Annotated in this window: 22 protein-coding genes; 11 read left to right on the top strand and 11 right to left on the bottom strand. The window is 56.9% G+C overall.

From position 1 onward, the window contains the following. Positions 1-34: 34 nt before the first annotated feature. The 3 genes from ACI5FR_RS16820 to ACI5FR_RS16830 form a co-directional block, all read right to left on the bottom strand. The gene (locus ACI5FR_RS16820) at positions 35-1,129 is read right to left on the bottom strand and encodes a response regulator (protein ID WP_405456296.1); all 1,095 of its coding nucleotides are present in this window, start codon (positions 1,127-1,129) and stop codon (positions 35-37) included. 2 nt (positions 1,130-1,131) lie between these two features. Next, on the bottom strand, positions 1,132-2,793 hold the full coding sequence (locus ACI5FR_RS16825) for a cache domain-containing sensor histidine kinase (protein ID WP_405456299.1): 1,662 nt from the start codon (positions 2,791-2,793) through the stop codon (positions 1,132-1,134). A 220-nt stretch (positions 2,794-3,013) separates the two neighbouring features. Next, the gene (locus ACI5FR_RS16830) at positions 3,014-3,847 is read right to left on the bottom strand and encodes a phytanoyl-CoA dioxygenase family protein (protein WP_405456301.1); all 834 of its coding nucleotides are present in this window, start codon (positions 3,845-3,847) and stop codon (positions 3,014-3,016) included. 282 nt (positions 3,848-4,129) lie between these two features. Between ACI5FR_RS16830 and ACI5FR_RS16835 the strand changes: the two genes are divergently transcribed. The 3 genes from ACI5FR_RS16835 to ACI5FR_RS16845 all read left to right on the top strand — a co-directional run bounded on the left by ACI5FR_RS16835 (position 4,130) and on the right by ACI5FR_RS16845 (position 8,025). Continuing rightward, positions 4,130-7,009: an S-layer homology domain-containing protein gene (locus ACI5FR_RS16835; RefSeq protein WP_405456303.1), complete on the top strand. Its 2,880-nt coding sequence runs from the start codon at positions 4,130-4,132 to the stop codon at positions 7,007-7,009. Positions 7,010-7,140: 131 nt separating this feature from the next. Beyond that, complete coding sequence (locus ACI5FR_RS16840) at positions 7,141-7,806, top strand: class I SAM-dependent methyltransferase (RefSeq protein ID WP_405456305.1); 666 nt, start codon at positions 7,141-7,143, stop codon at positions 7,804-7,806. 15 nt (positions 7,807-7,821) lie between these two features. After that, complete coding sequence (locus ACI5FR_RS16845) at positions 7,822-8,025, top strand: helix-hairpin-helix domain-containing protein (RefSeq protein ID WP_405456307.1); 204 nt, start codon at positions 7,822-7,824, stop codon at positions 8,023-8,025. 8 nt (positions 8,026-8,033) lie between these two features. On the opposite strand, the gene ACI5FR_RS16850 is transcribed toward ACI5FR_RS16845, so the two are convergent. Next, entirely contained in the window at positions 8,034-8,465 is a 432-nt protein-coding gene (locus ACI5FR_RS16850) for an NUDIX hydrolase (RefSeq protein ID WP_405456310.1), read from the bottom strand. Positions 8,466-8,548: 83 nt separating this feature from the next. Between ACI5FR_RS16850 and ACI5FR_RS16855 the strand changes: the two genes are divergently transcribed. Further along, on the top strand, positions 8,549-8,773 hold the full coding sequence (locus tag ACI5FR_RS16855; RefSeq protein ID WP_405456312.1) for a cysteine-rich CWC family protein: 225 nt from the start codon (positions 8,549-8,551) through the stop codon (positions 8,771-8,773). Between the two features lie 99 nt (positions 8,774-8,872). Here the strand turns inward: ACI5FR_RS16855 and aroA are convergent, their stop codons facing one another. Continuing rightward, positions 8,873-10,192, bottom strand: coding sequence for a 3-phosphoshikimate 1-carboxyvinyltransferase (gene aroA / locus ACI5FR_RS16860; protein ID WP_405456432.1), 1,320 nt, complete (start codon positions 10,190-10,192; stop codon positions 8,873-8,875). A gap of 186 nt (positions 10,193-10,378) precedes the next feature. On the opposite strand from aroA, the gene ACI5FR_RS16865 reads away from it, so the two are divergent. The 4 genes from ACI5FR_RS16865 to ACI5FR_RS16880 all read left to right on the top strand — a co-directional run bounded on the left by ACI5FR_RS16865 (position 10,379) and on the right by ACI5FR_RS16880 (position 14,910). Then, positions 10,379-11,266, top strand: coding sequence for a LysR family transcriptional regulator (locus tag ACI5FR_RS16865; protein WP_405456314.1), 888 nt, complete (start codon positions 10,379-10,381; stop codon positions 11,264-11,266). 36 nt (positions 11,267-11,302) lie between these two features. Then, on the top strand, positions 11,303-12,058 hold the full coding sequence (locus ACI5FR_RS16870) for an alpha/beta fold hydrolase (RefSeq protein WP_405456317.1): 756 nt from the start codon (positions 11,303-11,305) through the stop codon (positions 12,056-12,058). A 208-nt stretch (positions 12,059-12,266) separates the two neighbouring features. After that, positions 12,267-13,499, top strand: a complete 1,233-nt coding sequence (locus ACI5FR_RS16875; RefSeq protein WP_405456319.1) for an MFS transporter — start codon at positions 12,267-12,269, stop codon at positions 13,497-13,499. Between the two features lie 34 nt (positions 13,500-13,533). After that, entirely contained in the window at positions 13,534-14,910 is a 1,377-nt protein-coding gene (locus tag ACI5FR_RS16880; RefSeq protein WP_405456321.1) for a hypothetical protein, read from the top strand. Between the two features lie 162 nt (positions 14,911-15,072). Here ACI5FR_RS16880 and ACI5FR_RS16885 read toward each other — a convergent pair whose 3' ends face one another. From ACI5FR_RS16885 to ACI5FR_RS16905, 5 genes are all read right to left on the bottom strand, one after another. Continuing rightward, positions 15,073-15,495 carry a hypothetical protein gene (locus ACI5FR_RS16885; protein WP_405456323.1) on the bottom strand — a complete coding sequence of 141 codons (423 nt, stop codon included), beginning with the start codon at positions 15,493-15,495 and terminating at the stop codon, positions 15,073-15,075. 309 nt (positions 15,496-15,804) lie between these two features. Beyond that, positions 15,805-17,091, bottom strand: a complete 1,287-nt coding sequence (locus ACI5FR_RS16890; protein ID WP_405456325.1) for a hypothetical protein — start codon at positions 17,089-17,091, stop codon at positions 15,805-15,807. A gap of 24 nt (positions 17,092-17,115) precedes the next feature. After that, a complete protein-coding gene (locus tag ACI5FR_RS16895) occupies positions 17,116-17,979 on the bottom strand; it encodes a carbohydrate ABC transporter permease (protein ID WP_405456327.1) in 864 nt (287 codons plus the stop codon). A 15-nt stretch (positions 17,980-17,994) separates the two neighbouring features. Beyond that, complete coding sequence (locus ACI5FR_RS16900) at positions 17,995-18,870, bottom strand: carbohydrate ABC transporter permease (protein WP_405456330.1); 876 nt, start codon at positions 18,868-18,870, stop codon at positions 17,995-17,997. 58 nt (positions 18,871-18,928) lie between these two features. Further along, positions 18,929-20,293: an ABC transporter substrate-binding protein gene (locus ACI5FR_RS16905; protein WP_405456331.1), complete on the bottom strand. Its 1,365-nt coding sequence runs from the start codon at positions 20,291-20,293 to the stop codon at positions 18,929-18,931. Between the two features lie 223 nt (positions 20,294-20,516). Here ACI5FR_RS16905 and ACI5FR_RS16910 point away from each other — a divergent pair, with 223 nt between their 5' ends. Both ACI5FR_RS16910 and ACI5FR_RS16915 read left to right on the top strand, forming a co-directional pair. Then, positions 20,517-21,446 (top strand): AraC family transcriptional regulator, encoded by a 930-nt coding sequence (locus ACI5FR_RS16910; protein ID WP_405456333.1) that lies wholly within the window; start codon positions 20,517-20,519, stop codon positions 21,444-21,446. Positions 21,447-21,487: 41 nt separating this feature from the next. After that, on the top strand, positions 21,488-22,696 hold the full coding sequence (locus ACI5FR_RS16915; RefSeq protein WP_405456335.1) for an MFS transporter: 1,209 nt from the start codon (positions 21,488-21,490) through the stop codon (positions 22,694-22,696). Between the two features lie 365 nt (positions 22,697-23,061). On the opposite strand, the gene sigZ is transcribed toward ACI5FR_RS16915, so the two are convergent. Continuing rightward, on the bottom strand, positions 23,062-23,676 hold the full coding sequence (gene sigZ, locus ACI5FR_RS16920; RefSeq protein WP_405456337.1) for an RNA polymerase sigma factor SigZ: 615 nt from the start codon (positions 23,674-23,676) through the stop codon (positions 23,062-23,064). A 67-nt stretch (positions 23,677-23,743) separates the two neighbouring features. Here sigZ and ACI5FR_RS16925 point away from each other — a divergent pair, with 67 nt between their 5' ends. Continuing rightward, positions 23,744-24,760, top strand: coding sequence for an aldo/keto reductase (locus ACI5FR_RS16925; protein ID WP_405456339.1), 1,017 nt, complete (start codon positions 23,744-23,746; stop codon positions 24,758-24,760). Positions 24,761-24,765: the final 5 nt, after the last annotated feature.

Raw genomic sequence — 24,765 nt, forward strand, 5'->3', positions numbered from 1 at the left:
ATCACTATGGCCACTATGGAATTATCAACGAAAACTAGAACATATCCTCATCGACTTGAATGCTCCCGGCATAGTCGTATTTGCGGAACTCCGAAGGCGTGACACCTGTGTATTTCTTGAACGTCTTAGAGAAATAGGCGTAATCCGAGAAGCCGACGCGTTCTCCCGCCTCAAATACCTTTACCGTAGGATTTTTCAGGTACTCCATGGCCTTCTCGATCCTCAGGCGGGTCAAATATTGATTCAAGGACATGCCGGCCTCCCGTTTGAACAAGATTCCGAAGTAATTCGGCGAAATCTCGAAATGCGCGGCGACCTCCTTAACCGTCAGGTCGGATTTCATGTAATGGTCTTCCATATATGCCGACACGGATTTGAGCATGCGGTTGTAGCTCCACCAGTTCCGCGAACTCCGGATCTGGTCGAGGACTCCCGCTAGGCTGGCATCCAGCGCTTCGCAAAGTTTTTCGTTCCCCATCGGCCCCTCAGGCAACTGGATGACCGGCAGGGGCGGCGAGCCTTGCCCCAACTGCTCCAGTTCACCGTTCAAGACGACCAGATAATACGCGAGCATTTCCCGGAGTTGAGACAGGGCCTGTCCCGCCGAAGCTTCCATGATAAGCGTGCGGAAGCGCCCCAGCTCCATTCGAACCTCATGTTCTTCGAGACGCCAGACCCACTTCGCCATGCGCTCCGCGTCCAACTTCCAAGTCCACATCCATTGCTTGGGGGCGGCGTTGCCGCGTTTCCGTTCAATTCGACTGCCCATCTTACGCAGCGCAGTCCTCATATAGTCCGGATCGATCGGTTTCAGCAAATAATCGGCGACGCCGAATCGAAGCGCGCTCTGGGCATATTCGAAATCGCTATAGCCCGAGACGACGATGAATTCCGTAGAGGCCCCTTCCTCCGACAGGCTGCGAATGAGCTCCAATCCGTCGAGTCCCGGCATCCGGATGTCCGTAATAAGCAGGTCCGGCTTCATCTTGGAAGCCAACCGCAGCGCGTTCTCCCCGTCATGGGCTTCGCCCACGACCGTGAAGCCGGCGTTATCCCGTTCGATCATAGTTCGCAGGCTGATCCGAACCATTCGTTCATCGTCGGCGATCACCACCGTATGCATAGCCATCGTCAGATGCTCCTTTCGCTAAGGCGCGGAGTAATCACGCCGGTCATATAGGGAAGTAGAATACGGATGATCGAGCCGTCCTCGCCCGAACGGATGATATGGATTCCGTAAGGGACGCCGAAACCCAAGCGAAGCCGGGCGTGTACATTCCAGAGACCGATCCGTTGGAAGGGGCTGAAGCCGGATTGGAGCATTTTATTTTCCGAGATCGTCTCGAAGGCTTCGTTATATTTCCGGGCCAGCTCCGGCGGCATCCCTCCGCCTTCGTCTTCGATGTATAGGGCGAACGCGTCTGCCTCCGCAACACCGGTAATCTTAATTGTACTAGGCGTGATCTCGTGCTGCTCATACGCGTGTTGGAAGGCATTCTCGACCAACGGTTGAACGATGAGGCGGTATACATACACTTTGTCCAGCATGTCGCTGTCCACGTTCACTACGAATTGCAAGTTGTCATAGCGCTGCTCCTGAATCATCATGTAGTTCCTAATATGGTCCAGCTCCTCGCGAAGGCTGACCACCTGGTCGGGGTTGCTTACGCTATATCGGAACAAATTCGACAAATGCTGCGTCATGCGGCTGATCGGCCTCACTTGGGCTACGATGGCATAGGCATTGATAATTTCTAAGGCATTGTACAGAAAATGAGGATTAATGCGGGATTGAAGGGCGGACATCAAGGAATCTCGATGCTTCAGCTCCAATTCCTTCTCCCGCAAACGGTTCATGTGGATCTCACCCAGCAGCCTCTTAATCTCCCAAAACATCCGAGAGAAAACGAGAAAGGCTAACCCGAGAATCACAGCCCCGACCAGCAAGGTCAGCAGTTGAAGCCGAATCAGGCCGCCGAGCAGCTCGTACTTGGAAATCTCGGAAACAATCTTGAATTTAGTCTGCTTGGAGACCTGATACACCAGTAATTTTTTTCCTTCCGGTTCCTTCATCTCGAGCCGACCGCTTTCCTGATTCATTTGTTCGAATTGAGGCAAAAATTGTCCCCATTTTTGGCGGTCGGTGTGATAGAGAATTTGTCCCTGCTCATCCGCAATCGCGAAGGAGCCGTGTTTCCCGTAAGGCTTAATATCCGCAATTCTGACGAATTGGTCGAACGAAAGAGCCATGATGATGCTGCCGGCAGGCTCATACGACACATTATCCATGACGATTCGGTATATGATCAGGACCGGTACTCCGTCCTTCTCGGCCATCCCAGCAATCTTAAAATTGTCCGTCCACTGAAAACTGCCGAACGGTTCAATGTCCTTCGGGAGTTGGATCGGACTTCCGTATGCCGCACCCTTAGCCGTTAGGATCGTGAAGCCGGCTATGTCCTTGCGCAGGTTCGACACCAGTTCTATAGGGAACCGGCCCTTCAGACGAAACATTTCATAAGAATTGTTAGGATCGGCTTTGATGAATTCTTGAATGAGCGGATGGCCCGGCAGCGATCTGGTATCCGCACTAATGCCGGTGAAATATTCGTCCAGCTGCATATTAACGCGTTGGACCAGTTGCTCATTATAGTAAATGCCGCTCTCTTCCATCATTTCCGCTGACTTGGCATACCAGATCAGGCATAGAGCAAGAAAGGGAAGAATGAATAGAACTAGAAAGAAAACGATTAAATTTTTCTTGATGGACAGCGGCTGCAGCAACTTTCTCACAAGAATCCTCCCTAACGTGTATTCATGCAGTGAATCATGCGACGATCCCCGTCAGATTATCCCGAGGATTCAAGTGTGTCAACCATCTTTACAAAAATCTTAGTTAGGTTAGGAACTGCACCAGTGCCTGTGGCAACTTATGGATGACATAGATACAACAAACAAGGCTGCCGAATGATGAGTTCGGCAGCCTTGGCATGTACACTAGCAAATGGAGCTATTATTTTTGGTAAACCAAAGGATTAATCTCGCTGGCGGCGAGGTCGCCCGGTTTAAGCCCGGGGAATACGGCTTCCAGATCATTGCGCCGGGCCGCGCTGTCCGGTTCGGCGATTCGGATGCCGTCCGCCATGTAAATGATGGTCATCACTTCCCGCATCGAGTCCGTCGGATTCCCAGGCGCACAGTGAGCGGTCCAACCGGAATGAAAAGTAGCGTCGCCGGCAGCCATCGCTCCATAATTGACTTGTTCGAACGATTTGGACTCGATATATTGCTGCAGGGTCTTGTGGGAATCGTCCGAGATGACCTGCTTGCTAATAAAGCCGATTTCGTGGGTTCCGGAAGCGAATGTCATAGACCCCACTTCCTCGCTGATCGGGACAAGCGGCATCCACATCGTAATCGTGTGCCGGGTATCGAGCGGCCAATAGATTTGGTCCTGATGCCACGGCGTGTGGCCCCCTCCCGGTTCTTTATACAAAGCTTGATCGTGATAAATCCGTACGCCTTCCACCCCCATAAGATCGGCAGCGATTTTGGCGAAACGGCGTGCCAATACGAACCGCTCCACCGCTTTGCTATGCCTCCACAGGTTGCCTACTTGAATAAACGCCTTGCCGTAAGTATCTCTTTCGTTCAAAGCTTTCGTATGCGGGTTCAGCTTGTGCACCTGCTCCGCGATTTCTTTCCGATAGGCCGCAACCTCTTCTGAATTGGCAACACCCCGGAGCAAAATATGCCCTTTCTCCTGATAGGACTGAATCTGCTCCTTGCTGACCGAATAATCCCCGTTCAAATCCGGGAGCCGGTTCACCTGTTCTGAAGCCGCCATCTGTCTGTCCCCTTCCCTTGAGAAATCCTGCCCCTCCATTATAGTCTTTCTTCTGCCGGAACCCGATGTAAAAACAAATCGAGTTCATTGTCAAAAACGTTTGTCCCTTCTACCTAATGCTTGCATTGCCTAGGTAATATGACCCGTCGATCATACAGAAACCTTATCTCGGAAACTGGTAATAACGACCTATAAAATGTATTCCTTGGCGGAATAGTCAAAACTAGTAGGTTTCTATATACTTAGATACGATTTGGAACGGCAGAGCTTTAAGGAGGATATATGAAAAGAACAAGATTGGCGAAGAAGGCGATCGGGGTCGCGTTGGCCGGCTTGCTCGCGCTTTCTTCCGTGCCGCCCCTAGCCGGAGCGGCGGGTACGCTCCAATCCGCCTCCGATCTCACGGGACATTGGGCGGAACGGGACATTGCGCAATGGATGGAACAAGGTTGGATCGGCGGTTATGAGGATGGCAGCTTCCAGCCGAATCGGACCGTGACACGGGCGGAATTCATGGCCCTCGTCAATCGCTCCTTCGGGTTTACGGCGACCGGAAGCGTTACATACCAAGACCTGCAGGCGAACGATTGGAGCTATCCCGAGGTTCAAAAGGCGGTAAAAGCCGGCTATATCGCAGGCTTCGAGGACGGCACCGTCCGGCCGAGCTCCCCGATTACCCGACAGGAAATCGCGATGATCGTAGCCCGGCTATTAGACTTATCCTTGTCGGAGCCAAGTACGGGCGCGTTCACGGATTCGGCGTCCTTCCCGGCGTGGAGCAAAGGCGCGATCGGTGCCGTAGGCGCCGCGGGCATTATGGAGGGGTATGAGGACAAGGCGTTCCGGCCGGCCTTCGATGCGACCCGCGCTGAAGCGGTCGTGATATTGAACCATGCGGTCCAGGCTAAGAAGGCACCGACGAAGTTCGACAAAGCGGGGACATACGGTCCGGAAACGGGGAGCCAGACGATCCAAGGCACTGTTGTCATTACCGCTCCGGGTGTTACACTCCGAAACACGGTGATTGAAGGGGACCTGACGCTGGCGGAAGAGATCGGCGAAGGCGATGCCGTGCTCGACCATGTGACGGTGAAAGGTACGACAACCGTAAAGGGCGGAGGCGGACACAGCGTTCACGTAGTGGACTCCGTGCTGCTGACGATCATCGTCGACAAAGCGGGCGGGACCGTGCGGCTCGTAGCCGAAGGGTCGACGACCGTCGCGGAGGTGGTAGTGAGAACCGGGGTGACGCTCGAGGAGGCCGGCGTGACGGGAACGGGATTCACCGCTGTGCAGCTCAGCAGCCTGCTCCCCAAGGACACGGTCGTCACGCTGGTAGGAACATTTGAAGACGTGCAGGTTGCCAGCGCGAACGTCCGCGTCGACATTCCGAGCGGAAGCGCGGGCAAGATCACCGTTAGCGGGGAGGCGACCGGGAACAAGATCGAGCTCGGAGACGAGGCGGCGGTGCTCAACCTGGTCCTGAATGCAGCAGTCAACATGATTGGAAACGGTACGATCGAGAAGGTTGTGATGAACGAGCAAGCACAACCCTCGACAACTTTCGACAAACAACCGAATCGGGCCGAGACGGAGAGCGGCGAGCCGATTACCGTGAATCCGTCTAAGCCTACACCGACTCCAACACCGACTCCAACGCCAACTCCCGACCCGGCACCCAATCCTGATCCGACGCCGGAAGGGCCGTCCCAAGAGGAGATCGATCGTCAAGAAGCGGATCGCGTAATCTCCATCATCGGCTCACTGCCCGCGGCGGCGGATCTGAAGCTCGCGGAGGATGCGGCGAAGGTGACCGCTGCGCGCCAAGCATTTGAAGCACTGTCGTCCGCGCAGCAGGCGCTGGTCACGAATCGGAGCAAACTGACGGACGCGATCACGCGCATCGCCGAGCTCCAGCAGGACCAGGATGCGGCCGCAGCCGTTCAGGCGTTAATCGAAGCGCTTCCGGCTGTATCCGCTCTGACGCTCGCGGATGAAGCGCAAGTCGTGGCGGCCAACACGGCATTCGGCGCCCTCACCGCAGCTCAGAAGGGGCTTGTCACGAATCAAGCCAAGTTGACCGCAGCTCTCGCTCGCATAGCCGAGCTCCAGGCCGTGGACCGTGACGCTGCAGCTATTGTCCAGGCACGGATTGAGGCGCTTCCGGATGTATCTGCTTTGACGCTTGCGGATAAGACGCAAGTCACGGCGGCCAACACTGAATTTGACAAACTCACCGTATCCCAGAAGGCGCTCGTCACGAATCAGACCAAGCTAACCGGAGCTCTTGCACGCATCGCCGAGCTCGATGCTGCGGACCAAAGTGCCGCGGCCGCCGTCAAGGCACTGATTGATGCGCTCCCGGATGTATCCGCGTTGACGCTTGGGCATGAAGCGCAAGTCGAGACAGCGAACACGGCTTTTGGTGCGCTCACGGCCAGTCAGAAGCAGTGGATCGGCGAGGAAACACAAGACAAGTTGGCCGAGGCCATCACCCGAATAGCCGAGCTTCGATTGACAAGCCTCACGATCTCGAATCTTAATTTCAGATCGACCAATCTGACGGCGGCGAAGACAGTGAGCAAATCCCTCACGTCCTCAGACTTCAGCGGGGCGAATGCCAAGGAATTTACCGTCAGCGACGGAACCCTCAGTATCCCTATCCGGCTCTTCTGGAACATTCCGGTCTTTAACGGGGAGATGACCTTTACGGTCGGCGAGGTAGTCGGATCGGCGGTCATCAGTACGATCATGGACTACTACAATGCCCATCATCTCAATCTGGGGGACATGGCCATTATTGCCTTCGGTTCCGGGGACACCTTCACCCTCTCTACGACCGCCACCGGCAAGAATGCGAAGCTGATCATCAGCGGACCGGATTGGTCGTACTTCTTCACCGGCACCAGCTTCACCGGGTCCGGAGACGAAGCGAACAAAAGCTTCACGGTCAGCGACGGCTCCCATACGGCGACTATACAGCTGACTCAAAATTTCTCGAGCATGGATGCGCTCGTCGCTTTCGTAAACACCAAGCTGCAGGCGGCAGGCGTTGGCGCAACCGCTGCGAAGGTCGACGAGCAGCATTTCAAATTCATTCCCTCCACAGGCACTACATTAATCATTGGCGGAGAAGACAAAGCCAGTTTTTTCGGGAATTAGGCGATAAAACCCTGATCGGCGCATTTGCCGGTCAGGGTTTTCTGTGTCTTGTCATTTATTTCTATATCCCCTAGACTTAGAGTAAAAGAAACGCTGTAGATTCGGAGGCGATAGGATGGCCCCACTACGATTTGTTCGCCGAGCAATATAATGCGATGGTAGTTTCCGGGCGTTCGGACAGCGCTTATCAGTATATCCTCGAACAGCTGGAGAGACTGGATGCCTTGCAAGACAAGCGGATTTGCGATGTCGGCTGCGGGCAAGGGGAGCTCAGCTATCGCCTGTCAGGTAGAGGCGCGCATGTAACCGGTGTCGACCTTAGCGGAAAATTGCTGGAGTTTGCGAAACGGAAAACCGAAGCGGTCACATGGATTCAGGACGATGCAATGACCTTAAGTCAGCTGCCAAGCGGGTCTTACGATGTCGCCGTCTCCAGCGTCATGCTGGTGGATGTGCCCGACCATCTGGCGGTGTTCCAGTCCGTGCACCGGATTCTGAAGCCCGACGGGATTATGATCTGGGCGATCACGCATCCTTGCTTTCAATCCCCGTTCAGCTCCCCTTTGGGCGATGGCGCAAGAATTGTAAAGGACTATGTCGAGCAGTTCTGGAAATCGGAAGGGTCCGGCACGATCCGCTCGACGCTCGGGGCTTATCATCGTCCGCTGGCGCAATATTTGAACGATTTTATAGCAACCGGATTCTCCATCCTGCGTGTTGACGAGCCGGCCCGACTTGATACGTCTGTCGATAACCTGCCTTTGCTGTTCGCTGCGGTGGGGCGGAAGATAAGCTGAAAGGAGGGAACGGTCATGAATCAAGCGATCGAAAGCGACCTGCCGGAAAAGCTGTCCAAGCCCGCTCAACAGGCGCTCGCGAACGCGGGGTATTCTCGGCTGGAGCAACTCGCTGCGCTCAAAGAGGCGGATTTGCTGCAATTGCACGGGCTCGGCCCCAAAACGATCCGGCAGCTGCGTCAAGCGCTTGCGGACAAGGGGCTGGCTTTTGCCGAGTGATCACGCTCTTACTCGTAAAAGGAGATAAGAAAAGGCTCCGGCATGTGCCGGGGCTCTTGCGCCAGCTGGAACACCCGCTCGATGCGCTCCCGGAAATTGCCCCAAGTGACGAGCCGAAGCACTTGCTCCATAGGAAAATACCCGACCTCCAGACTCTCCGCGCTCGTTCGGAGCACTCCTCCCACCGGGCTGGCAAGGAACGTAAAATTGACCACATCGCGGGTCCGATTGTGATACACCCCGCAAAACCGGGTCAGCCGTACTTCGAGGCCCGTCTCTTCCCGTACTTCGCGGATCGCGCAGTCCTCGATCGTCTCGCCTTCCTCCATCAATCCTTGCGGCATCTCCCACCCCCGGAACGGGTTGCGGATCAGTAAAATCTCATCATTCTCGTTCAGCGCTATGACCGAGGCGGACACCGTAAACTTGGCCTGCGACATGCGGACCACTCCCTTCGGGCCAATCTAATTGATATAATGGAACTCTATGTAATCTTCCTAAATGATGTCAAGCGGGTGAATCCATGATCAACGAAGCAGCCGCTACTTGTCCTCTCTGCGGCAACGACAATCTCTGCGGCATTAAAGAGGTGCTGACCGGCGGCACATGCTGGTGCATGAACAAAGCGGAGCGCATGCCGCAAGAGCTCCTGGAGCGGGTGCCTCCCGACAAGCGGCGCCAATCGTGCATCTGCCAGGCTTGTTATACAGCCTATATGCGTGAGGCGAGATCGCGGGAGGCGCAGTAAAGTCGACCAGTGGTGGAGGGCGCAGGGCGACCGGCACGGAGAAGGCAACGGTAGTTAATGTCCTGCCTCTGCTGCGTATCGGGAGCCCGCTGAGGCGCACTACTCGCGTGCCGTCACGCGCAGACCTAGCTGCTGCATCATCTCCCAGTACGTCGGACACGTCTTAGACACGCAGCCGGGATCCTGAAGCACGATGCCCTCCACCCTCGTTCCGATCAGCGCAAGCGACATCGACATGCGATGATCGTCGTACGTCGGGAGCACGGCAGGCCGTGGCGTACCCGGATGGATCGTCATCCCGTCCGAACGCTCCTCCACACGGATGCCGAGCCGGGCCAGCGATTCGCACATCGCCTGGATCCGGTCGCATTCGTGCGCCCGAATGTGCGCCACGTCCGTGATGGTGATCGGGGCGTCGGCGAACGGCGCCATCGCGGCGAGCGTCAGCGTCTGGTCGGACATCTCCCGCAGGCTGACAGTGAAGCCGCCTCGCAGCTTGCCCACCGGCGGCCCTTGTACCTCGATGCCCGCCGACTCCCCTCCCGCCTTAACCGTGCATCCCATCCGCTCCCAGATTTGCAGCATTCCGATGTCCGGTTGACGCGTCCGGTCGCTCAGATTCGGAATGCGCACGGCTCCGCCCGTCAGCGCGGCATACGCGAGAAAGTAGCCGCATGTGGACGCGTCCGCCTCCAGCTCCAGGTCGCAGCCTTGATAGCGCTGGGGCCGGATGAGGAACCGGTCGAACTGCGCTTCATCATATTCAACACTTACGCCGAACCGCTCCATGAGCTCCAGGGTCATCTTCACGTACGCGTGCTGCACGATCCCATCCGGGACGCGGACGATCGTCTCGTGTTCGGCATAGGGCGCGGCGAGGAGGAGCCCGCTGATGAACTGGCTGGACACCGCGCCGGAGACGGTGACCTCGCCGCCCTTGAGTGCGCCCGCGTCTATGCGAAGCGGAAGCCGCCCGGGGCTGGCGGCGTCCGCGTACTGCACGCGGGCGCCGAGTGCCTGCCACGCGTCCACGAGCGGCGCGATCGGCCGCTCGCTGAGGCGCGTGCTGCCCGTGAGGCGCCACTCGCCCCGGCCGCAGGCCGCGATGGCGCCCGGCAAGAAGCGGGCGACGGTCCCGGCGGCGCCCATGTACACGGTGCCGCCGACCCGGGGCCAGCGGCCGGCGGCGCCCTCGATGACGACGGCCGTCGGGTCGTCGGCGTCGAAGGTGACGCGCGTGCCGAGCTGGGCGAGCGCCTCGAGGCACCAGTAGGCGTCGTCGCTGCGCAGGATGTGGCGCAGCGACGACCGGCCTTGCGCGAGACCCGCGAGCAGGAGCGCGCGGGTCGTGAAGCTTTTGCTGCCGGGCACGGTCACGGCAGCACCGGCAGGCGGCGTGAGCGGGGGAGCGAGCTCCACCGCGGCCGCCTGCGCGTGCGCGCCCGCCCACGGGGAGCGGGCGGACAAGTCGGGATGAGGGTGTGGGTGTGGCATAGAAGGAAACCGCCTCTCTTGTGTGATTTACACTTGTTCCTTATTATAGAGAAGGGTCAGCCATACGAATAATGGATAGTTTCTATCCTACCCATAGAGAGGTTCTATGCCATGAGCGCGATGGACTATTACAAGGTGTTCTACTACGCCGCCTCGACCGGCAGCATCACGAAGGCTGCGCAGCAGCTGTTCATCACGCAGCCCAGCGCCAGCTACGCGATCAAGCAACTGGAGGAGCAGCTCGGCGTACGCCTCTTGGAACGACAGCCCCGCGGGGTGGCGCTGACCGGGGAAGGCGAGGCGCTCTTCGCCTACGTGCAGCAATCATATCGGCTGCTGCAAGCAGGCGAGCAGGCGGTCGCGCAGCTACGCACGCTGCAGGCGGGCATCGTCCGCATGGGGGCGAGCGACTCGCTGTGCAAGGCGTTCCTGCTCCCTTATCTGGAGCGGTTCCGCGAGGCGCATCCCGGCATCCGCATCGTGCTGACGCATGGGAAAAGCGAGGACATCTCGGCCCGGCTCTCGGCCGGAACAATCGACTGCGGCATCGTCCACCTGCCGGTCCCGGAGCCGCTTCTCCATATTCTAGCGGTGCGGCCGATCCAGGACGTATTCGTCGCCGCTCCGGGACTAGCCGCCGGCACGGATCCCCATGCACTGGCCGACTTGGTTCAGCATCCTTTCGTCATGCTGTCCGAACGGAGCCGGTCGCGCGCTTTTTTCCACGCCTACTTGCAGACCTATGGCCTGACGGCCACGCCGGAGATCGAAGTCGGCAGCATTGAGCTGCTGCTCGAATTCGTGCGCCGGGGCATGGGGCTCGCCTTCATGACGCGCGATTTCGCAGCCGACGATCTAGCTGCCGGTACGCTTGTGGAGCTGCCGGTCGCCGAGCCGATTCCCGGCAGAGCGATCGGCATCATTACCCGGCCCGGGGACAGCCTCTCCCTAGCAGCCGACCGCTTCGTACGCGGGCTGGCGGAATCGTTCGGCGGTTAGCCCGCTGAAAGAATGATCAAAAGGAGGAATAACGCGATGGAGAACTTCTCCCGGATCACGCTCGCTGATGTCCCGTGTCTTCAGTTCGAGCCGACGCAGCCGGAACCGGCCGGCAACGTGCTGTTGTACCACGGCTGGGCTTCAACGATCGACCGATATATATTTTTCGCTTCGCAAATCGCGTGTTGGGGTTATCGGGTGATCGTGCCCGAGCTCCCTCATCACGGACAGCGGGGGACGCTGGATTATGGGGATCGGCAAGCTCTGGTGCAGCATTTTTGGAGTATCGTTCGCCAGGCGGCTGCGGAGGCGCAGGCCATAGCCCGTATTGCGGGTTCATCGCAGGATACATCGCGAACCGTACCATTAGCCATCATCGGGCATTCCACAGGCGGCTTTATTGCCTCGAGCGCGTTCGCCCGCGCCGCGGCGGTGCAAACCGCGATCGTGATCAATGGCTCGTGCGCGTGGGTCCGATGCGAAGAGCTGTTCCGGGAAATGTTCGGGATGCCGGCGATGGCCCCCGCCGAACGAGAAGCGCTTACCGCCGATGACCCTCTGACTCACCTGATCGAGTGGGAGGCCGGCCGGGGGCTGCTGCTGCTGCACGGCCAGGCGGATGCGACGGTGCCGATCGAGAGCCAGCGGTATTTTATACAGGCGCTGTCGCACTGCGGGATCCCTGCGGATCAATTGCAGTTTATCGAGCATCCCAATGTGAACCATCACATCACCCTCGCGATGCTGGAGCAGTCCAAGGCATGGCTGGATCGGCATCTCTCCTCTACCTGACCTGGTCTCGTCAGCGTCTTGACCGGCTACGGTACGCCCGATATGATGGGAATATAGAATGGGAATAACCCCCATCGAGGAAGGAGACTTCTCCATGAACCGAACCGCCAGACCTCCCTGCTAATCTTCAGCCTCCCGCAGTTCCCGAGCCCCGCCTTAGCTTGGTTGAGCGTGTCCGCCCAGCCAAACTAAGAGAGGAGCTCTTTCGTTGACCTATACCGCTAACTTATGGAAGCTTTATGTGTTCCGTTTCTTTTCCAGCCTCATCCCGGCCTATGTGATCGAACGGCTGTATTGGGAGGAGCGCGGCATGACGATCCAGATGGTCGTGTATACCGAGATCATCTACGCGATCACGATCGTCCTGCTGGAGGTGCCTACGGGCATCATTGCCGACAAGTGGGGGCGCCGCCACCTGCTTGTGCTGAGCGCTCTGCTCGGCTGCGCCGAGTTTCTCATCCTCGTCTACGCGACCGAGTTCTGGCACTTCGCGCTCGTCGTCTTCCTGGCGGGTATCAGCCGCTCGGCCAGCAGCGGGGCGGAGAACGCCCTGTTGTACGATACGCTGCTCCTGCAAGGGAGAGCAGCCGACTTCGAGCGGCAGCTCGGCCGCCTGAACGCATGCGACTTCCTGTCCGCGATGCTGGCCGCGCTGTGCGGGAGCTGGCTCGCCAGCCGGTTCGGGCTGGAGCTGAACTACTGGATCTCGCTCGGCAGCGCGGGGATCGCCCTTCTGGTCTCGCTGCTCCTGATCGAACCCCCTTGCGGGTCATCTTTGAAGGCTTCGCCATCGTCAGAACCTTCGTCAGATCCGTCGTTGGAACCCTCCGACCCAGAACAACACGCTCCTTCGTTCCGGGAGTATGTCACCGTATCGCTGCGCTTCTTCGGGGCGAATCCGGGGCTCCGGCTCGTCCTGCTTACCGGGATGATCACGGGCACGGCGGTCGGCTTCATCGACGAATTCTGGCAGCTGTACGCGAATCGCCTGGAGCTGCCGGTCGTGTACTTCGGCGTCCTGTCCGCCGGACTGATGGTGATGCGGCTGCCGGGCAACCTGCTGGCGCACGCGCTGCTTCGCCGGTTCCGGTACCGGACGCTGCTGCTCAGCGTCCTGCTCGCGAGCACGGCCGGCTTCGCCGTACTCGCCGCAAGCCCCAGCTACGCCGGGCTGCCGGCGATGCTCGTCATCTGCCTGTTCTCCGGCGTGATGGAGCCGCTCGCGTCCGGGTACTTGCACCACCGGATCGACTCCTCGATGCGGGCGACGATGGACTCGTTCCAGTCGCTCGGGCTGAACGCCGTTCACATCTTGGCCGGATTAGGCTTCGGCTATTGCTCGACGCGCTTCGATATATTCGGCGGGTACGGGTTTCTCGCCCTGCTGTGCGGCGTGTTCCTCCTCTGGTTCCTCGCGGCGGCACGCCGGATTGAGGGATAGTCCACAATCCTGCAAAGTAACAAGGGAGACGTCCATGTTTCAGCTCTTGTATCGAACGGCAGCCTTACTCATACTCACGCTAGTCTGGATGATGATCGGGTCCGACCAAATACGGGAGACTTTTTATGCAAGCCCGTCGCCACAAGATCCCATTCAGAAGGAGCCCGGGACCCTTGGGACGCCCCCGACGGCGACTCCCTTTCTATCGCCACGGCCCAGTGAACCGACTCTGGCTGTTGCAGCTGTCGTTCCTGGGTCAACGCCGACGACGAAGGATTACACGGTAGACAGTTTCATCGCCGATATGCGGACCCGACTGAGGCTCGCTCCCCATGCAGCCGCTGCCGCTGGACCGGCTCCTGCCCCTGGCGGTTGGACCGCATGGTTAACAGCATTCGTCGCACACTATGACAATGCCAAATGCGCTGAGGCAACTCAGATCCCGATCACGATAGGGGAAAGCACGAGAACGATTACAAGCGCCTCCATCTGTCGTCTTGTCCCCAAGGGCGAGAACGGCCAACCAATTCCAACGTCGATCGCTCTAATCCTCACCCCGGTCGAGGCTCAATATTCACTGAGCTCGTACGTATTCCCCGACGACATGATGGAGACGGCCAAGACCCATGTAGCCGAGCTATATAAATCGGGCAATCCCGAAATCCTGATGGAATCCACAATTACCGGCGCCCATACGAGTACGACACAATATGCAGCCTACACATGGTTGGAGGACCAATGGATTCGCGTTCCCGGGTTGGCAAGTCTGCCTTCGGTAAGGTCGATGCGGATCGAAAACGCCAAGCTGATCTTGAAAGGCGGGATCATCTCTTCCGCCGGTGCCGGAACCTGGCAGCGCGAACGCACCTTCACATTTCAAATTCGAGATAGCGCGCTGCAGTTGACTGATGTGCAAGCCGACCAGTCTCCCACCATCTACCATCTCCTTCAGGATGCAGTAGATATAGAATCCTTGGCGAATTGGCAGCATGCCATCGATCGATATGCTCGGGTACTCGAACATCCGGCCGACAAGGACGACTACCAGGGCTATTTATTTCAGAATAAACAAGAGTTAGTAGAAGGCGGCAAAGACCCCGTTTTCGAGCGGAGGTTTCAAGAAGCGGTTCGAGCCCTCGCCTGGCTTCGGCTTCAACTGCTGCAAGGGGACACGAATCGCGTCCCGGGGAATGGGATCAAGCAAGAGCCGGATCTCGGCGAGTTTGCCGGCCTTGCTGAGGTGGTGAAGCCAGCAAAAAACGGGGAAGAAGCGAGAACGGCGGCCGTGAAATGGGCCCAAACAAACCCGGCCTGGGTCGAGTTGTTGAATGCCCCCTTCGGCTATGCAAATCGGAACTGGACTCCCACCTCAATCGCGGCTGCCATCGCCCCGGTCGAACCCAGTTATTAAGTGAAAAGGCTGCCTGATCCTACTAGGATCGGCGGCCTTTAAATCTTAGTCCCATGCAACTGCAGCAGTAAAGCTAACGGTCATGCCAAACATGCAAAAGAAGCCGCCAAAATTAGACGACTCCTCTCGTTTGCAATTTATCCTTTTCCAACTCTACCATTATCAGTCGTATAATTTCACTTGGCGTTCAAAAGCAAGCCCACCAGATGCGAGAGCGGCTTTCACATAAAGTTCCGCTTTCTTATTGGTGCCATCTTTAAATTTATCCAGACCTGTGAACGTATAACAATCATTCATGCCTAATGTCCAAGAGTATACATAGTCATCATTATTGCTACCTGGATCATACTCGTACACAAAAAACTTCGTGCTAGACATATTATAATTACACACTTTAAAACTTCCGCCATCAGAATGTACATACTCGGTTCTATAATAATAGAGATTGCTTCCAGCCTTCTCTCCCGTATTAATCGTCAACCCGTACCTACCCAAATAATCCAATGCAGCAAAAGCTGAAGAAAAAGGAATAAGTAAAGCAACTACCGCTGCGAAGAAAGTTATACCGAGTTTTCTGAGTCTCATAGAGCATTCTCCTCTCTGTGGTTAAACATGATATATCAATGGTATTCGTTATTGTATGTAATGAAATCATTCAATTTGATCAATACCATAAATACATATGTCATTATAACTCAACTTACGCAGCTAGAAATGGGCAGAAAGGCCTTAATACTTGGGTACACCATCAATCAAAGCTGGAGTTGACTATGAATCAACTTGGAAAAGCCCCGGTTAGTAGGAAGCGCTGTCCAGCGCACAAAGGCGAACGCCTGCTGGCGTTCGCCGCTCTCTTCTTTCTCCGAACCCTTGCCAGGGCCGGCAGCCTTCAACCTAAGGCCGATGCAACTGCTGAAGCAACGCCAGCGCCCGCTCCACGAATCGTTCGCCCGCCTCGTGCGCTAAACGGCTCATGCGGGTGATCCGAGGCTCGTACCCGCCTTGCTCATACGCCTCCGGCGTGCACACATAGCCGTGACCGGATCCGTTGGCCAACTCACACACCAGGGTGACCCGGAAAGGGGAAGCCGCCTTAATCCGCAGCCCGTACTCCACGAACAGCTCCGCAGGAAGTGCGATCAGGGCGAGCTCGCCTATCCGGAACGCTTGAAGCTCAATCTCTTCTACTGCACCCCGATCAGGCTCAATCAACAAAATCTCGTTCGCGAGCACCGTCTCACTCAGGTCCACAGATCCGTTCCCCACCAGATTCGCCGCCCACAATCGTTCAGCCTCGGACGGATACCGGAGCGGAACCATGAACCGGTCCGACCGCACCTTCAATCCCCGCGGTTCACCCGAATCGATCCCATCCCATACTCGAAGGACTTCCTTCGCCAGCACACTCCCCATCACCCGGTGATGATTGGGGCCTACCACCAGCGCCCCGGACACATCGTGATGATTAATGTTCCCGCTCGCCCCCATGAAGAACAAACTGACCACTGCTTCCCCCAGCTCCCGCTTAATCGCTTCGCTCAGCACTCCGGGATAATCCGCGCTGTGCTCCGTCCCCGACACGGCGTCGGTATGGCAAGCATAGTTCCACACGACGCCCATCGGGTTTCCGCCAGCATCGTCGATGCGGATGACCGCCACCTCCGGATCGATCGGACCGGCGGCCCGATCGATGAGCGGATTGCGGACGCCGGGATTCGTCGTTACAGAGCCGTCCTTCATCAAGAATCTTCGCTGGAACGCGATCGACGATTCTCCCCCTGTACCGACGCCTATTCGGGCTTCGACGCGATTCCGATACGCCATCACCGCACAATCGGCCGCCAGCAGCACAACAGTATTCGCGTACTGTTCATCGACATGGCCGGCGAACCAAGGGCTAATATGTCCGCCCGTGTGGGTGTGGGTAGCGGCGACCAGGATATGTTCCGGCGGCACGCCGGTGAACATCTGCACTCTACGGCGAATGCCGACAACCGCGTCCCGGGTGAGATCGAACGTATCGACCGCGATCCAGACCGCCACCATCTCGCCCTGCTCCATCACGAACGCTTTGGCATGCAAGTCGTCATTGATCCCTGTGGCGAGCCGCTCCTGATAATAGCCTGGGATGGAAGTCCCGAGGGGCGGAGTGATGACCTTTTCGTATACGCCGCATTTCATCGCTTCATCCGGTCCTCCCCGCTCCTATTGTTTAATCCCCGACAGGGCGATGCTCTCTATGATATAGCGTTGAAGGAACAAGTACAGCGCCAAAATCGGCACCAGGCTGATCGTCGTGGCCGCCATGATCAGCGCAATATAATCGCCCTCGCCCTTGTTGTAAGTGAACATGGCCATGCCGATCTGCACCGTGTATTTGTCCGGATCGTGCAGCACGAGCAGCGGCCAAAGGAAATCGTTCCACACCCCCAGAAAGTGCAGGATCACCATCGTGGCGATAATCGGACCGCAGAGCGGAAGGAAAATGCGGGTGAACGTCGTGAACTCGCTCGCTCCGTCCACGATCGCAGCCTCCCGCAGGCTGTAGGGCAGTTGATCCATAAATTGCTTGGCCAGGAACGTGCCGAACCCATACACGATCGCCGGCAAGTAGAACGCCCAATACGAGTCGATCAGGTTTAAGGTGTTGAACAGCTTATAAAGGGGGATCATCGTCGTCTCGAACGGAATCATCATGGTGCTGAGCGCCAGGATAAGGACGAACGAAGCCCCGCGAAACCGGATTTTGGACAAGGCGTACCCGGACGCCAGCGCCGATACGGTGCTGATCAGAATGACGAACACGGCCACGAGCATGGAGTTCATAATATACCGGAGCAGCGGCACGTTCACGAAGGCGAGCTGGTAGGTTTTCAGCGTCGGCTCAAGCGGCCATAACCTCGGCGGGAACGGAATATCCGCTACGGCGTCCCAATCCAGGCTCGTGGAGATCATCCAGATGAACGGAATCACCATGATCAGGGAGAGGCCGCACAGGCTGATGAATACAACGACGCTCAGCGCTGTTCGAGGGGACGCTTGCGACGTTGCGGATCGGACCGACAGCATAGGCTATTCCTCCCCTCAATCCACATTGTTTTTGCCGAAAATTCTCAAGTTCAGCAAGCTGAAGATCATAATAATGACGAACAGCAGGAACGCCGCAGCCGAGCCGATCCCGATCTGATAAGCCTCGAAGGCGTTGCGGTAGATGTAAAGCACGATCGTGAGCAGCGACCCGTTCGGATTGCCGGCGTTGCCGCCGATCATCCAGACATCCCCGAATCGCTTCATGCTGCCGATCGTCCCGATGACGATGATGAACACGAAGATCGCGCGCAAGTAAGGGATCGTGATGTACCACCACTTCTGAACCGGATTCGCCCCATCAACCTCCGCCGCCTCGTACAGGTCACGGGGGACACTCTGCAATCCAGCCAAGAAAATGATCGTGTTGTACCCGAGCGAGCCCCATAACCCCATAAGCACGATCGAATACTTCGAATACCTCGGGTCCGAGAACCACCCGATCTCATCAAACCCGATCCAGCCGATGATCGAATTCATCAGGCCTTGCTCCGTCGGATAGAAGATGTACGTGAACAAAATCGCAGTCCCTACGACCGAGACGATGTTGGGCAGGAAAAACACACTCTTGAACAACCCTTTGCCCCACCGTACGCTGTTGATCAGCGAGGCCAGCACGAACGGGAACACCAGACCGGTCACTACGGACAAGAAAGCCATATAGATCGTGTTGAACACCGCCGACCAGAAGTTCGGATCCCGGACAATCCAGGCATAGTTGTTCAGGTTGCGAGCGCTGTCGGCCGCTCCGTTCGCATTGCGGAAGCTTAGGTCGAACGACGCCAGCATGGGATAGAGGAAGAAGACGGCGATCCCGAGCAGCATCGGCGCTACGAACGCGTACCCGACGAGGTCAGTCTTTTTGAACGGCATGTTGGTTCCCTCGCTTCCGTATGTAGAAGTAGGCGGGAGAGACTCCCGCCTGCGCCGGTTATTTCAACAGCGACGACCAGTTCTTCGCCTTGTCCTGCTGCTGCTTCAGGAAGGCGGCGACGTCCGGAGTTTTGCCCGTAGCGGCGGAGCTGATGAACCCGTTGACCGCCGGATTGAGCTCGCTGCTGAAGTACTCGCCCACGCTGTCATGAAGGCTGGTGTGCCCGACCTCGGCGATCTTGAGCGCCTTCTGCAAGTACACGTCGTCCGGGTTCAGGAAGTCCGGGTTCTTCAGCGTAGGCGCGTTGCCGAACATCTCATAGTTGTACTTTTGATAGTCGTACCCGCCCATGAACTTCATCACTTCCCAGGCAGCTTCCAAGTTCTGCGGCTCCTTCGCCATAGTGATGCTGTCGTTCGCCACCCAGCCTTCCCCTTTGGGTCCGAGATTGAGTGTAGGTACGAACCGCTCGATCATGTCCTTCTTTCCGCTGCCTTTATAATCCGAAATGATTTTCGCACCGTTCATCTCGAGGTTGATCGCGTTCACATTTTTATCCGTCCCGAAATTCTCATTGCCCTTATTGTTCACGAACGCCGGATGGGCGAGCTTCGCCGCTTCCCCGAGCCAGTTCATCACCTTGGCCATATTCGGGGTATCGAGCTGCCAATTAATGTTCTTATGGTCCTTCAGATCGCCTTGGAACCCCGGGGCATCGAACGCGAACGTTAGGGTGGTGAACAGGCTGCCCGCCAAGTTATTCCCGGCAAAATAGAACCCATAGTTCATCTCGCCCGTCTTCGGGTTTTTGCCCGTCATCTTCTTCGCCTTCTCCAGAATCTCTTCCGGCGTCGGCCGCTCGGACAAGTACGGCACGCCCCAGTCGTCGAACAGCTTCTTGTCATAGATGACCATCCGCTGGCCCAGGGTAGTCGGCAAGCCGAAGCGTACCCCGTCCAGGGTTTTGTTAAATACCGAATTTTCCCATAGCCCGCTTATATAAAGGTTGGCCGGCTTGAAGGCCGGATCCTTCGCCAGCAGGTCGTCGATGCTCCTCAGCAGCCCGGCGGCATAATATTTGTGCTCGAAGCCCCCGGAAGCGAGTACGTCGATGTCTTTGGAGATCAGCAGGGATCGCATTTTGGCGTCCGCATTCTCCCAGGGAGCTACGCTCAATTCGATTTTGATGTTCGGGTACTTCTTGCTGAATTCCTGATCGAAGAACTGCTTGAGCCCCATCGTTTTTTTGCCGCTGATCGGATCGACTCCGTTCTCCAGCTGTCCGCCGGCTACGATCACCCTCACTTTCCCGGACACGTTCGACACGACGACCCCGCTGTCCCCCGAGCCTTTGTCCGTGGTTGTCCCTCCATTCGAACCGCAGCCGAGCACCAACAGCAACGACAAAAGAACTGCCAACATCAGCGTAAGCCTTCTCTTCATGCCGAAACCCCTTTCCATAGTTGAACTGGCCATGACACCGCTATCATAACGCCGGGGGACAGCAAAAATCTTTAACATTCCCGACTCAAAATTTGTACAATCGTAAACCGGGAATCGGCTTTGTTGCGGCATCGATCGGTTGACAGACATTCAGGGGCCTACTAGTATGAGGGGTAAAGACGGGTTTCAAGGGGGAAGGCATGTGTTTAAACGGTACATGCATTTGAACTTGAAGGAAGAACTGGTCGTCCGCAGGTTGTATTCGTTTCATTACTCCGAACTGACCCGGGATTACAGCTTCCCGAGCGAAACCCACGATTTCTGGGAATTCGTCTACGTGGACAAAGGGAGTGTCGAGATTACGACCGATACTCATGTGTACCAGCTGAACCAAGGGGAGATGGTGTTTTATGCCCCGAACGAGGGTCATGCGCTGCGCACGTTCCACGAATCCGCTCCGAACCTCTTCATCATCTGCTTTGACTGCCGTTCGGACGCGATGCAGTACTTCGCGAACAAAACGTTCCGCATCGGCAACGAGGAGCGTCGAATCCTTTCCCGGCTGATCGAGGAGGGGCGCCGCTCGTTCATTCCGTCCACTCGTAAACCGAAGCGCACCGACCGGCTGCTGCATTGCCTGGAGAAAGCGACTCCCTCCTATTTCGGCTCGGAGCAATTGGTGAAGATCTATCTGGAGGGGCTCCTCATCCAGTTGACCCGCAACGGGATCAAGAGGACGACCCCGCCCATGTTGACTTCTATGATCAAGCAAAAAGAAGAGATCGGCATCCCCTCCCGGCTTGAAGCGTACATCGCGAACCACTGGTCCGTATGGTTGACGCTGGAGCGGGTGTGTGCCGACTTCGCCATGAGCAAGACGTATTTGGGCTCGGTGTTCCGGCGGCATTTCGGCTGCGGAATTATCGAATTCGCCGGGCGGATCAAAATCGAGAAGGCGAAGCAGTTTCTGCGCGAGGAGACCTGCACCGTCTCCGAAATCTCCGAACGGCTCGGCTATAGCAGCATCCACTATTTCTCCCGGCATTTCAAACGGGCTACCGGCATGTCGCCGACCGAGTATTTGAAGACGCTCAAGGCGATCGTGGTCGATCAGCCGCAAGGGCATACTTAACCTAAACTGCGCTATAAAAGTTCGATGAAGGAGTTCGCCTCATGTCCACTTTGTCCGCACCGGCCACACTCGCGAGCCGCCCTCTGACCCGGGGGCTCGTGCTGTTGATGGCGATCTCCTGCGGCGTTACCGTCGCCAATCTGTATTACAATCAACCGCTGCTGGCCGACATCGGCCGGACGTTCGGCATCGACGCCCAGCGGGCGGTCTATGTCTCTATGCTGACCCAGATCGGGTATGCGACCGGGCTCTTCCTCTTCATCCCGCTCGGCGATATCCAGGAGCGGCGCAAGCTGATCACCGGCCTGCTGCTAGCGGTGGCGGTGTCGCTCATCGGCGTGGCGACCGCGCAGACGGTCGCCTGGCTCTATGCGGCCAGCTACATCGTGGGCGTGACGACCGTCGCGCCGCAGATGATCATCCCGCTGGCCGCGCACTTGGCCCCGCCCCCCGAGCGCGGGCGGGTGATCGGCAACGTGATGAGCGGCTTGCTCATCGGCATCCTGCTCGCCCGGACCGTCTCCGGGGCGGTCGGGGATTGGCTCGGCTGGCGCAGCATGTATGCGCTCGCCGCGCTGTTCATGTTCGCGCTGGCGTACGTGCTGCACCGCCAGCTGCCGATTAGCCGGCCGGAGATCCGACTCCGCTACCCGGCGCTCGTCCGCTCCATCGGGACGCTGATCGCGGAGCAGCGCACGCTTCGGGAAGCGGCGTCGATCGCCGCTTGCGTCTTCGGCGCGTTCAGTGTGTTCTGGACCGCGCTTACGTTCTACCTCGAGGGACCGAACTTCGGCTACGGGAGCGGGGTCGCCGGGCTGTTCGGCCTCGTCGGCGTAGCCGGGGCGGGAGCCGCACCGGTCATCGGGCGGATCGCGGACCGGATCCGCCCCCGATATATGGTCGGGGGCATGATCCTGATCGCACTCGCCGCGTTCGCCTGCTTCTGGCTGATCGGCTCATGGATCTGGGGCCTGGTCATCGGCGTACTGCTGCTAGACCTTGGCGTCCAGGGCAGCCAAGTATCCAATCAGGCTCGCATCTACAGCCTGCAGCCGGAAGCGAGGAGCCGAATCAACACCGTCTTCATGGTGAGCACCTTCCTGGGCGGGGCGATCGGCTCGACGATCGGTGCGTTCGCCTGGAGCCATTGGGGTTGGAATGGCGTCTGCGCCGTAGGCGGCGGGCTGGCTGCAGTCGCACTGCTATTGTGGGCCGGACACAGGGTAAGCGGTGAAGGCGGCGAGGCGTAAACTGGCGACATGGAGGCGGAACGGCGAGGTGTAGCCTGAGACGGAGCCGAGTTATCGTGGTGTTACCTGGACTTTCTAATCTTCTCCCAAGAGATGTAAGGCAAAGTTAACAATAAGCTAACCTCCCTTACAATGAATCGGGCATATCGGAACTTTTCGCCTTCTTGTAAGGCTATGTTTACAATTAAAGAGGGTCGCCTTCCCTATTAACATAACCTTGCCTTACAAATCGGCGGAAATGATGAAAATCTAGCCGAATTTGTAAGGTTACTCTTATTATTTGTGAGCTTTGCCTTACAAAGCCGAATCCTCTACTTTTAAGAGAGCCCTCTATGCCTGGCTTCACACGAGCGTCAGCTCGAAATTCAGCCTCGGTGCGAACCAACGGTTCCCTTCTTTATAGATCGGGGCAATTCTTTCAATACTACCCGATAATCAACAATATTGCCGTACCTATCCGCTTCGATGGCACAGCAGCTGGTCATCATTTCTTTGAGCATCTCCCTGCCCCGCTGAACTCTCGATTTGGCGCCGGAGTAGGATAGGCCCATCTGCTCGCTCAGTTTCTTCTGGGACAACCCCTTCAATTCGGACAGCTCGAGCGCTTCCCTATATTTATCCGGCATTTGCCGGATTACGTTTTGTAACCCGAACACGGCCTCCTTGTCAGGATCCGACTCTTCATACCGGTCTTCAATCGAATGCTGATCCTGCAGTTCCTCGGTCCGCTTCACTTTGCGGAAATGATCGATGATGCTGTTCCGGGCAATTTGGAAAAGCCAAGCACGCATTTTCTGCTCATCCCTCAAATCGTCAATTCGTCTATACGCCTTTACAAATACATTCTGAACAATATCCTCGGCATCGGGATGATACCGGGTTTTATCCTGAACGAAATTCCTGATGGGATCGTGATGCTGCTCCCAAAGTTCTTCAAAGGTCATCCGGCGAGTATCCCCTTCCACAAAATTTTCTGCCATTTTGCGTCCTTTTCAATTCGCTTCCGTCACCATTAGTGTAAACCAACTTCAGGAGGGTGAAAAGGATATGAAATACAATTTACTAGGGAATACGGGAGTACTTGTATCGGAAATCGGTCTTGGAACGATGACGTTCGGAGGCGGGGACAAGTGGGGCCTCTTCGGGTCGCTGGATGAGAAAGAAGCGGGTATCCTGGTCGATCGAGCGATGGATGCAGGTGTCAATTTCTTCGATACCGCCAATGTGTACGCCGAAGGCAGATCCGAGGAAATTCTCGGAAAAACGCTAAAAGGCAAAAGACAGCATGCCATCATCGCAACCAAGGTGAGAGGTCGAATGGGCCCCGGTCCGAACGAACTCGGCTTGTCGCGGCTTCATATCATTCGTCAAGTCGAAGATAGTCTCAAGCGGCTCGGTACGGACTATATCGATCTGTACCAAATCCACAATCCGGATCAGTTGACGGACTGGGAAGAGACACTTCGGGTGCTCGACGACCTCGTTCGCAGCGGGAAAATACGCTACATCGGCAGCTCCAACATGACCGGCTGGAATATCATGAAAACACGAGGACTGTCCCAGCTTCACGGCCTTCATGCTTTCAAAAGCAGTCAGTCCTACTACTCCCTGGCGGCTCGCGAAATTGAAAGGGAGATCATCCCTGTTCTTCAAGACCAGAAAATGGGCCTGATCGTTTGGAGTCCGCTGGCGGGAGGTTTTTTATCGGGCAAATACTCCCGGAATGATCAAGGTACAAACGAAGACCGCCATGCCAAGCTGTCGTTTCCTCCCGTTGACAAAGAAAAGACGTTCGCCATCCTCGACGTACTCCGCGACATTGCAGAAGCGCGTGAAACGACGATAGCGCAAATTGCCCTGGCTTGGGTACTTAACCGGCCTGTTGTCACCAGTGTGATCGTCGGAGCGAAGCGTCCCGAACAATTGCAGGATAATCTGGCGGCAAGCGGCATCCTGCTAAATCAGGCCGAATTGGCAAGGCTGGATGAGGTCAGCCGCTTGCCCATCGAATACCCGGCGTGGCCTTTCTTGGCGCAGGACGACTCGATCGTGAGAAAACTCTAAGCTTT

The organism is Paenibacillus sp. HJGM_3, assembly GCF_045062745.1.
GTDB lineage: Bacteria > Bacillota > Bacilli > Paenibacillales > NBRC-103111 > Paenibacillus_AA.

Excerpts from the sequence above, each read along its gene's own strand:
- ACI5FR_RS16820 (WP_405456296.1), bottom strand. The coding sequence starts at position 1,129 with ATGGCTATGCATACGGTGGTGATCGCCGACGATGAACGAATGGTTCGG.
- ACI5FR_RS16900 (WP_405456330.1), bottom strand. The coding sequence starts at position 18,870 with ATGCCGTTCAAAAAGACTGACCTCGTCGGGTACGCGTTCGTAGCGCCG.
- ACI5FR_RS16850 (WP_405456310.1), bottom strand. The coding sequence starts at position 8,465 with ATGTCGCAGGCCAAGTTTACGGTGTCCGCCTCGGTCATAGCGCTGAAC.
- ACI5FR_RS16870 (WP_405456317.1), top strand. The coding sequence starts at position 11,303 with ATGGAGAACTTCTCCCGGATCACGCTCGCTGATGTCCCGTGTCTTCAG.
- ACI5FR_RS16845 (WP_405456307.1), top strand. The coding sequence starts at position 7,822 with ATGAATCAAGCGATCGAAAGCGACCTGCCGGAAAAGCTGTCCAAGCCC.
- ACI5FR_RS16855 (WP_405456312.1), top strand. The coding sequence starts at position 8,549 with ATGATCAACGAAGCAGCCGCTACTTGTCCTCTCTGCGGCAACGACAAT.
- ACI5FR_RS16865 (WP_405456314.1), top strand. The coding sequence starts at position 10,379 with ATGAGCGCGATGGACTATTACAAGGTGTTCTACTACGCCGCCTCGACC.
- ACI5FR_RS16925 (WP_405456339.1), top strand. The coding sequence starts at position 23,744 with ATGAAATACAATTTACTAGGGAATACGGGAGTACTTGTATCGGAAATC.
- ACI5FR_RS16895 (WP_405456327.1), bottom strand. The coding sequence starts at position 17,979 with ATGCTGTCGGTCCGATCCGCAACGTCGCAAGCGTCCCCTCGAACAGCG.
- sigZ (WP_405456337.1), bottom strand. The coding sequence starts at position 23,676 with ATGGCAGAAAATTTTGTGGAAGGGGATACTCGCCGGATGACCTTTGAA.
- ACI5FR_RS16835 (WP_405456303.1), top strand. The coding sequence starts at position 4,130 with ATGAAAAGAACAAGATTGGCGAAGAAGGCGATCGGGGTCGCGTTGGCC.
- ACI5FR_RS16890 (WP_405456325.1), bottom strand. The coding sequence starts at position 17,091 with ATGAAATGCGGCGTATACGAAAAGGTCATCACTCCGCCCCTCGGGACT.
- ACI5FR_RS16915 (WP_405456335.1), top strand. The coding sequence starts at position 21,488 with ATGTCCACTTTGTCCGCACCGGCCACACTCGCGAGCCGCCCTCTGACC.
- ACI5FR_RS16905 (WP_405456331.1), bottom strand. The coding sequence starts at position 20,293 with ATGTTGGCAGTTCTTTTGTCGTTGCTGTTGGTGCTCGGCTGCGGTTCG.
- ACI5FR_RS16830 (WP_405456301.1), bottom strand. The coding sequence starts at position 3,847 with ATGGCGGCTTCAGAACAGGTGAACCGGCTCCCGGATTTGAACGGGGAT.
- ACI5FR_RS16885 (WP_405456323.1), bottom strand. The coding sequence starts at position 15,495 with ATGAGACTCAGAAAACTCGGTATAACTTTCTTCGCAGCGGTAGTTGCT.
- ACI5FR_RS16880 (WP_405456321.1), top strand. The coding sequence starts at position 13,534 with ATGTTTCAGCTCTTGTATCGAACGGCAGCCTTACTCATACTCACGCTA.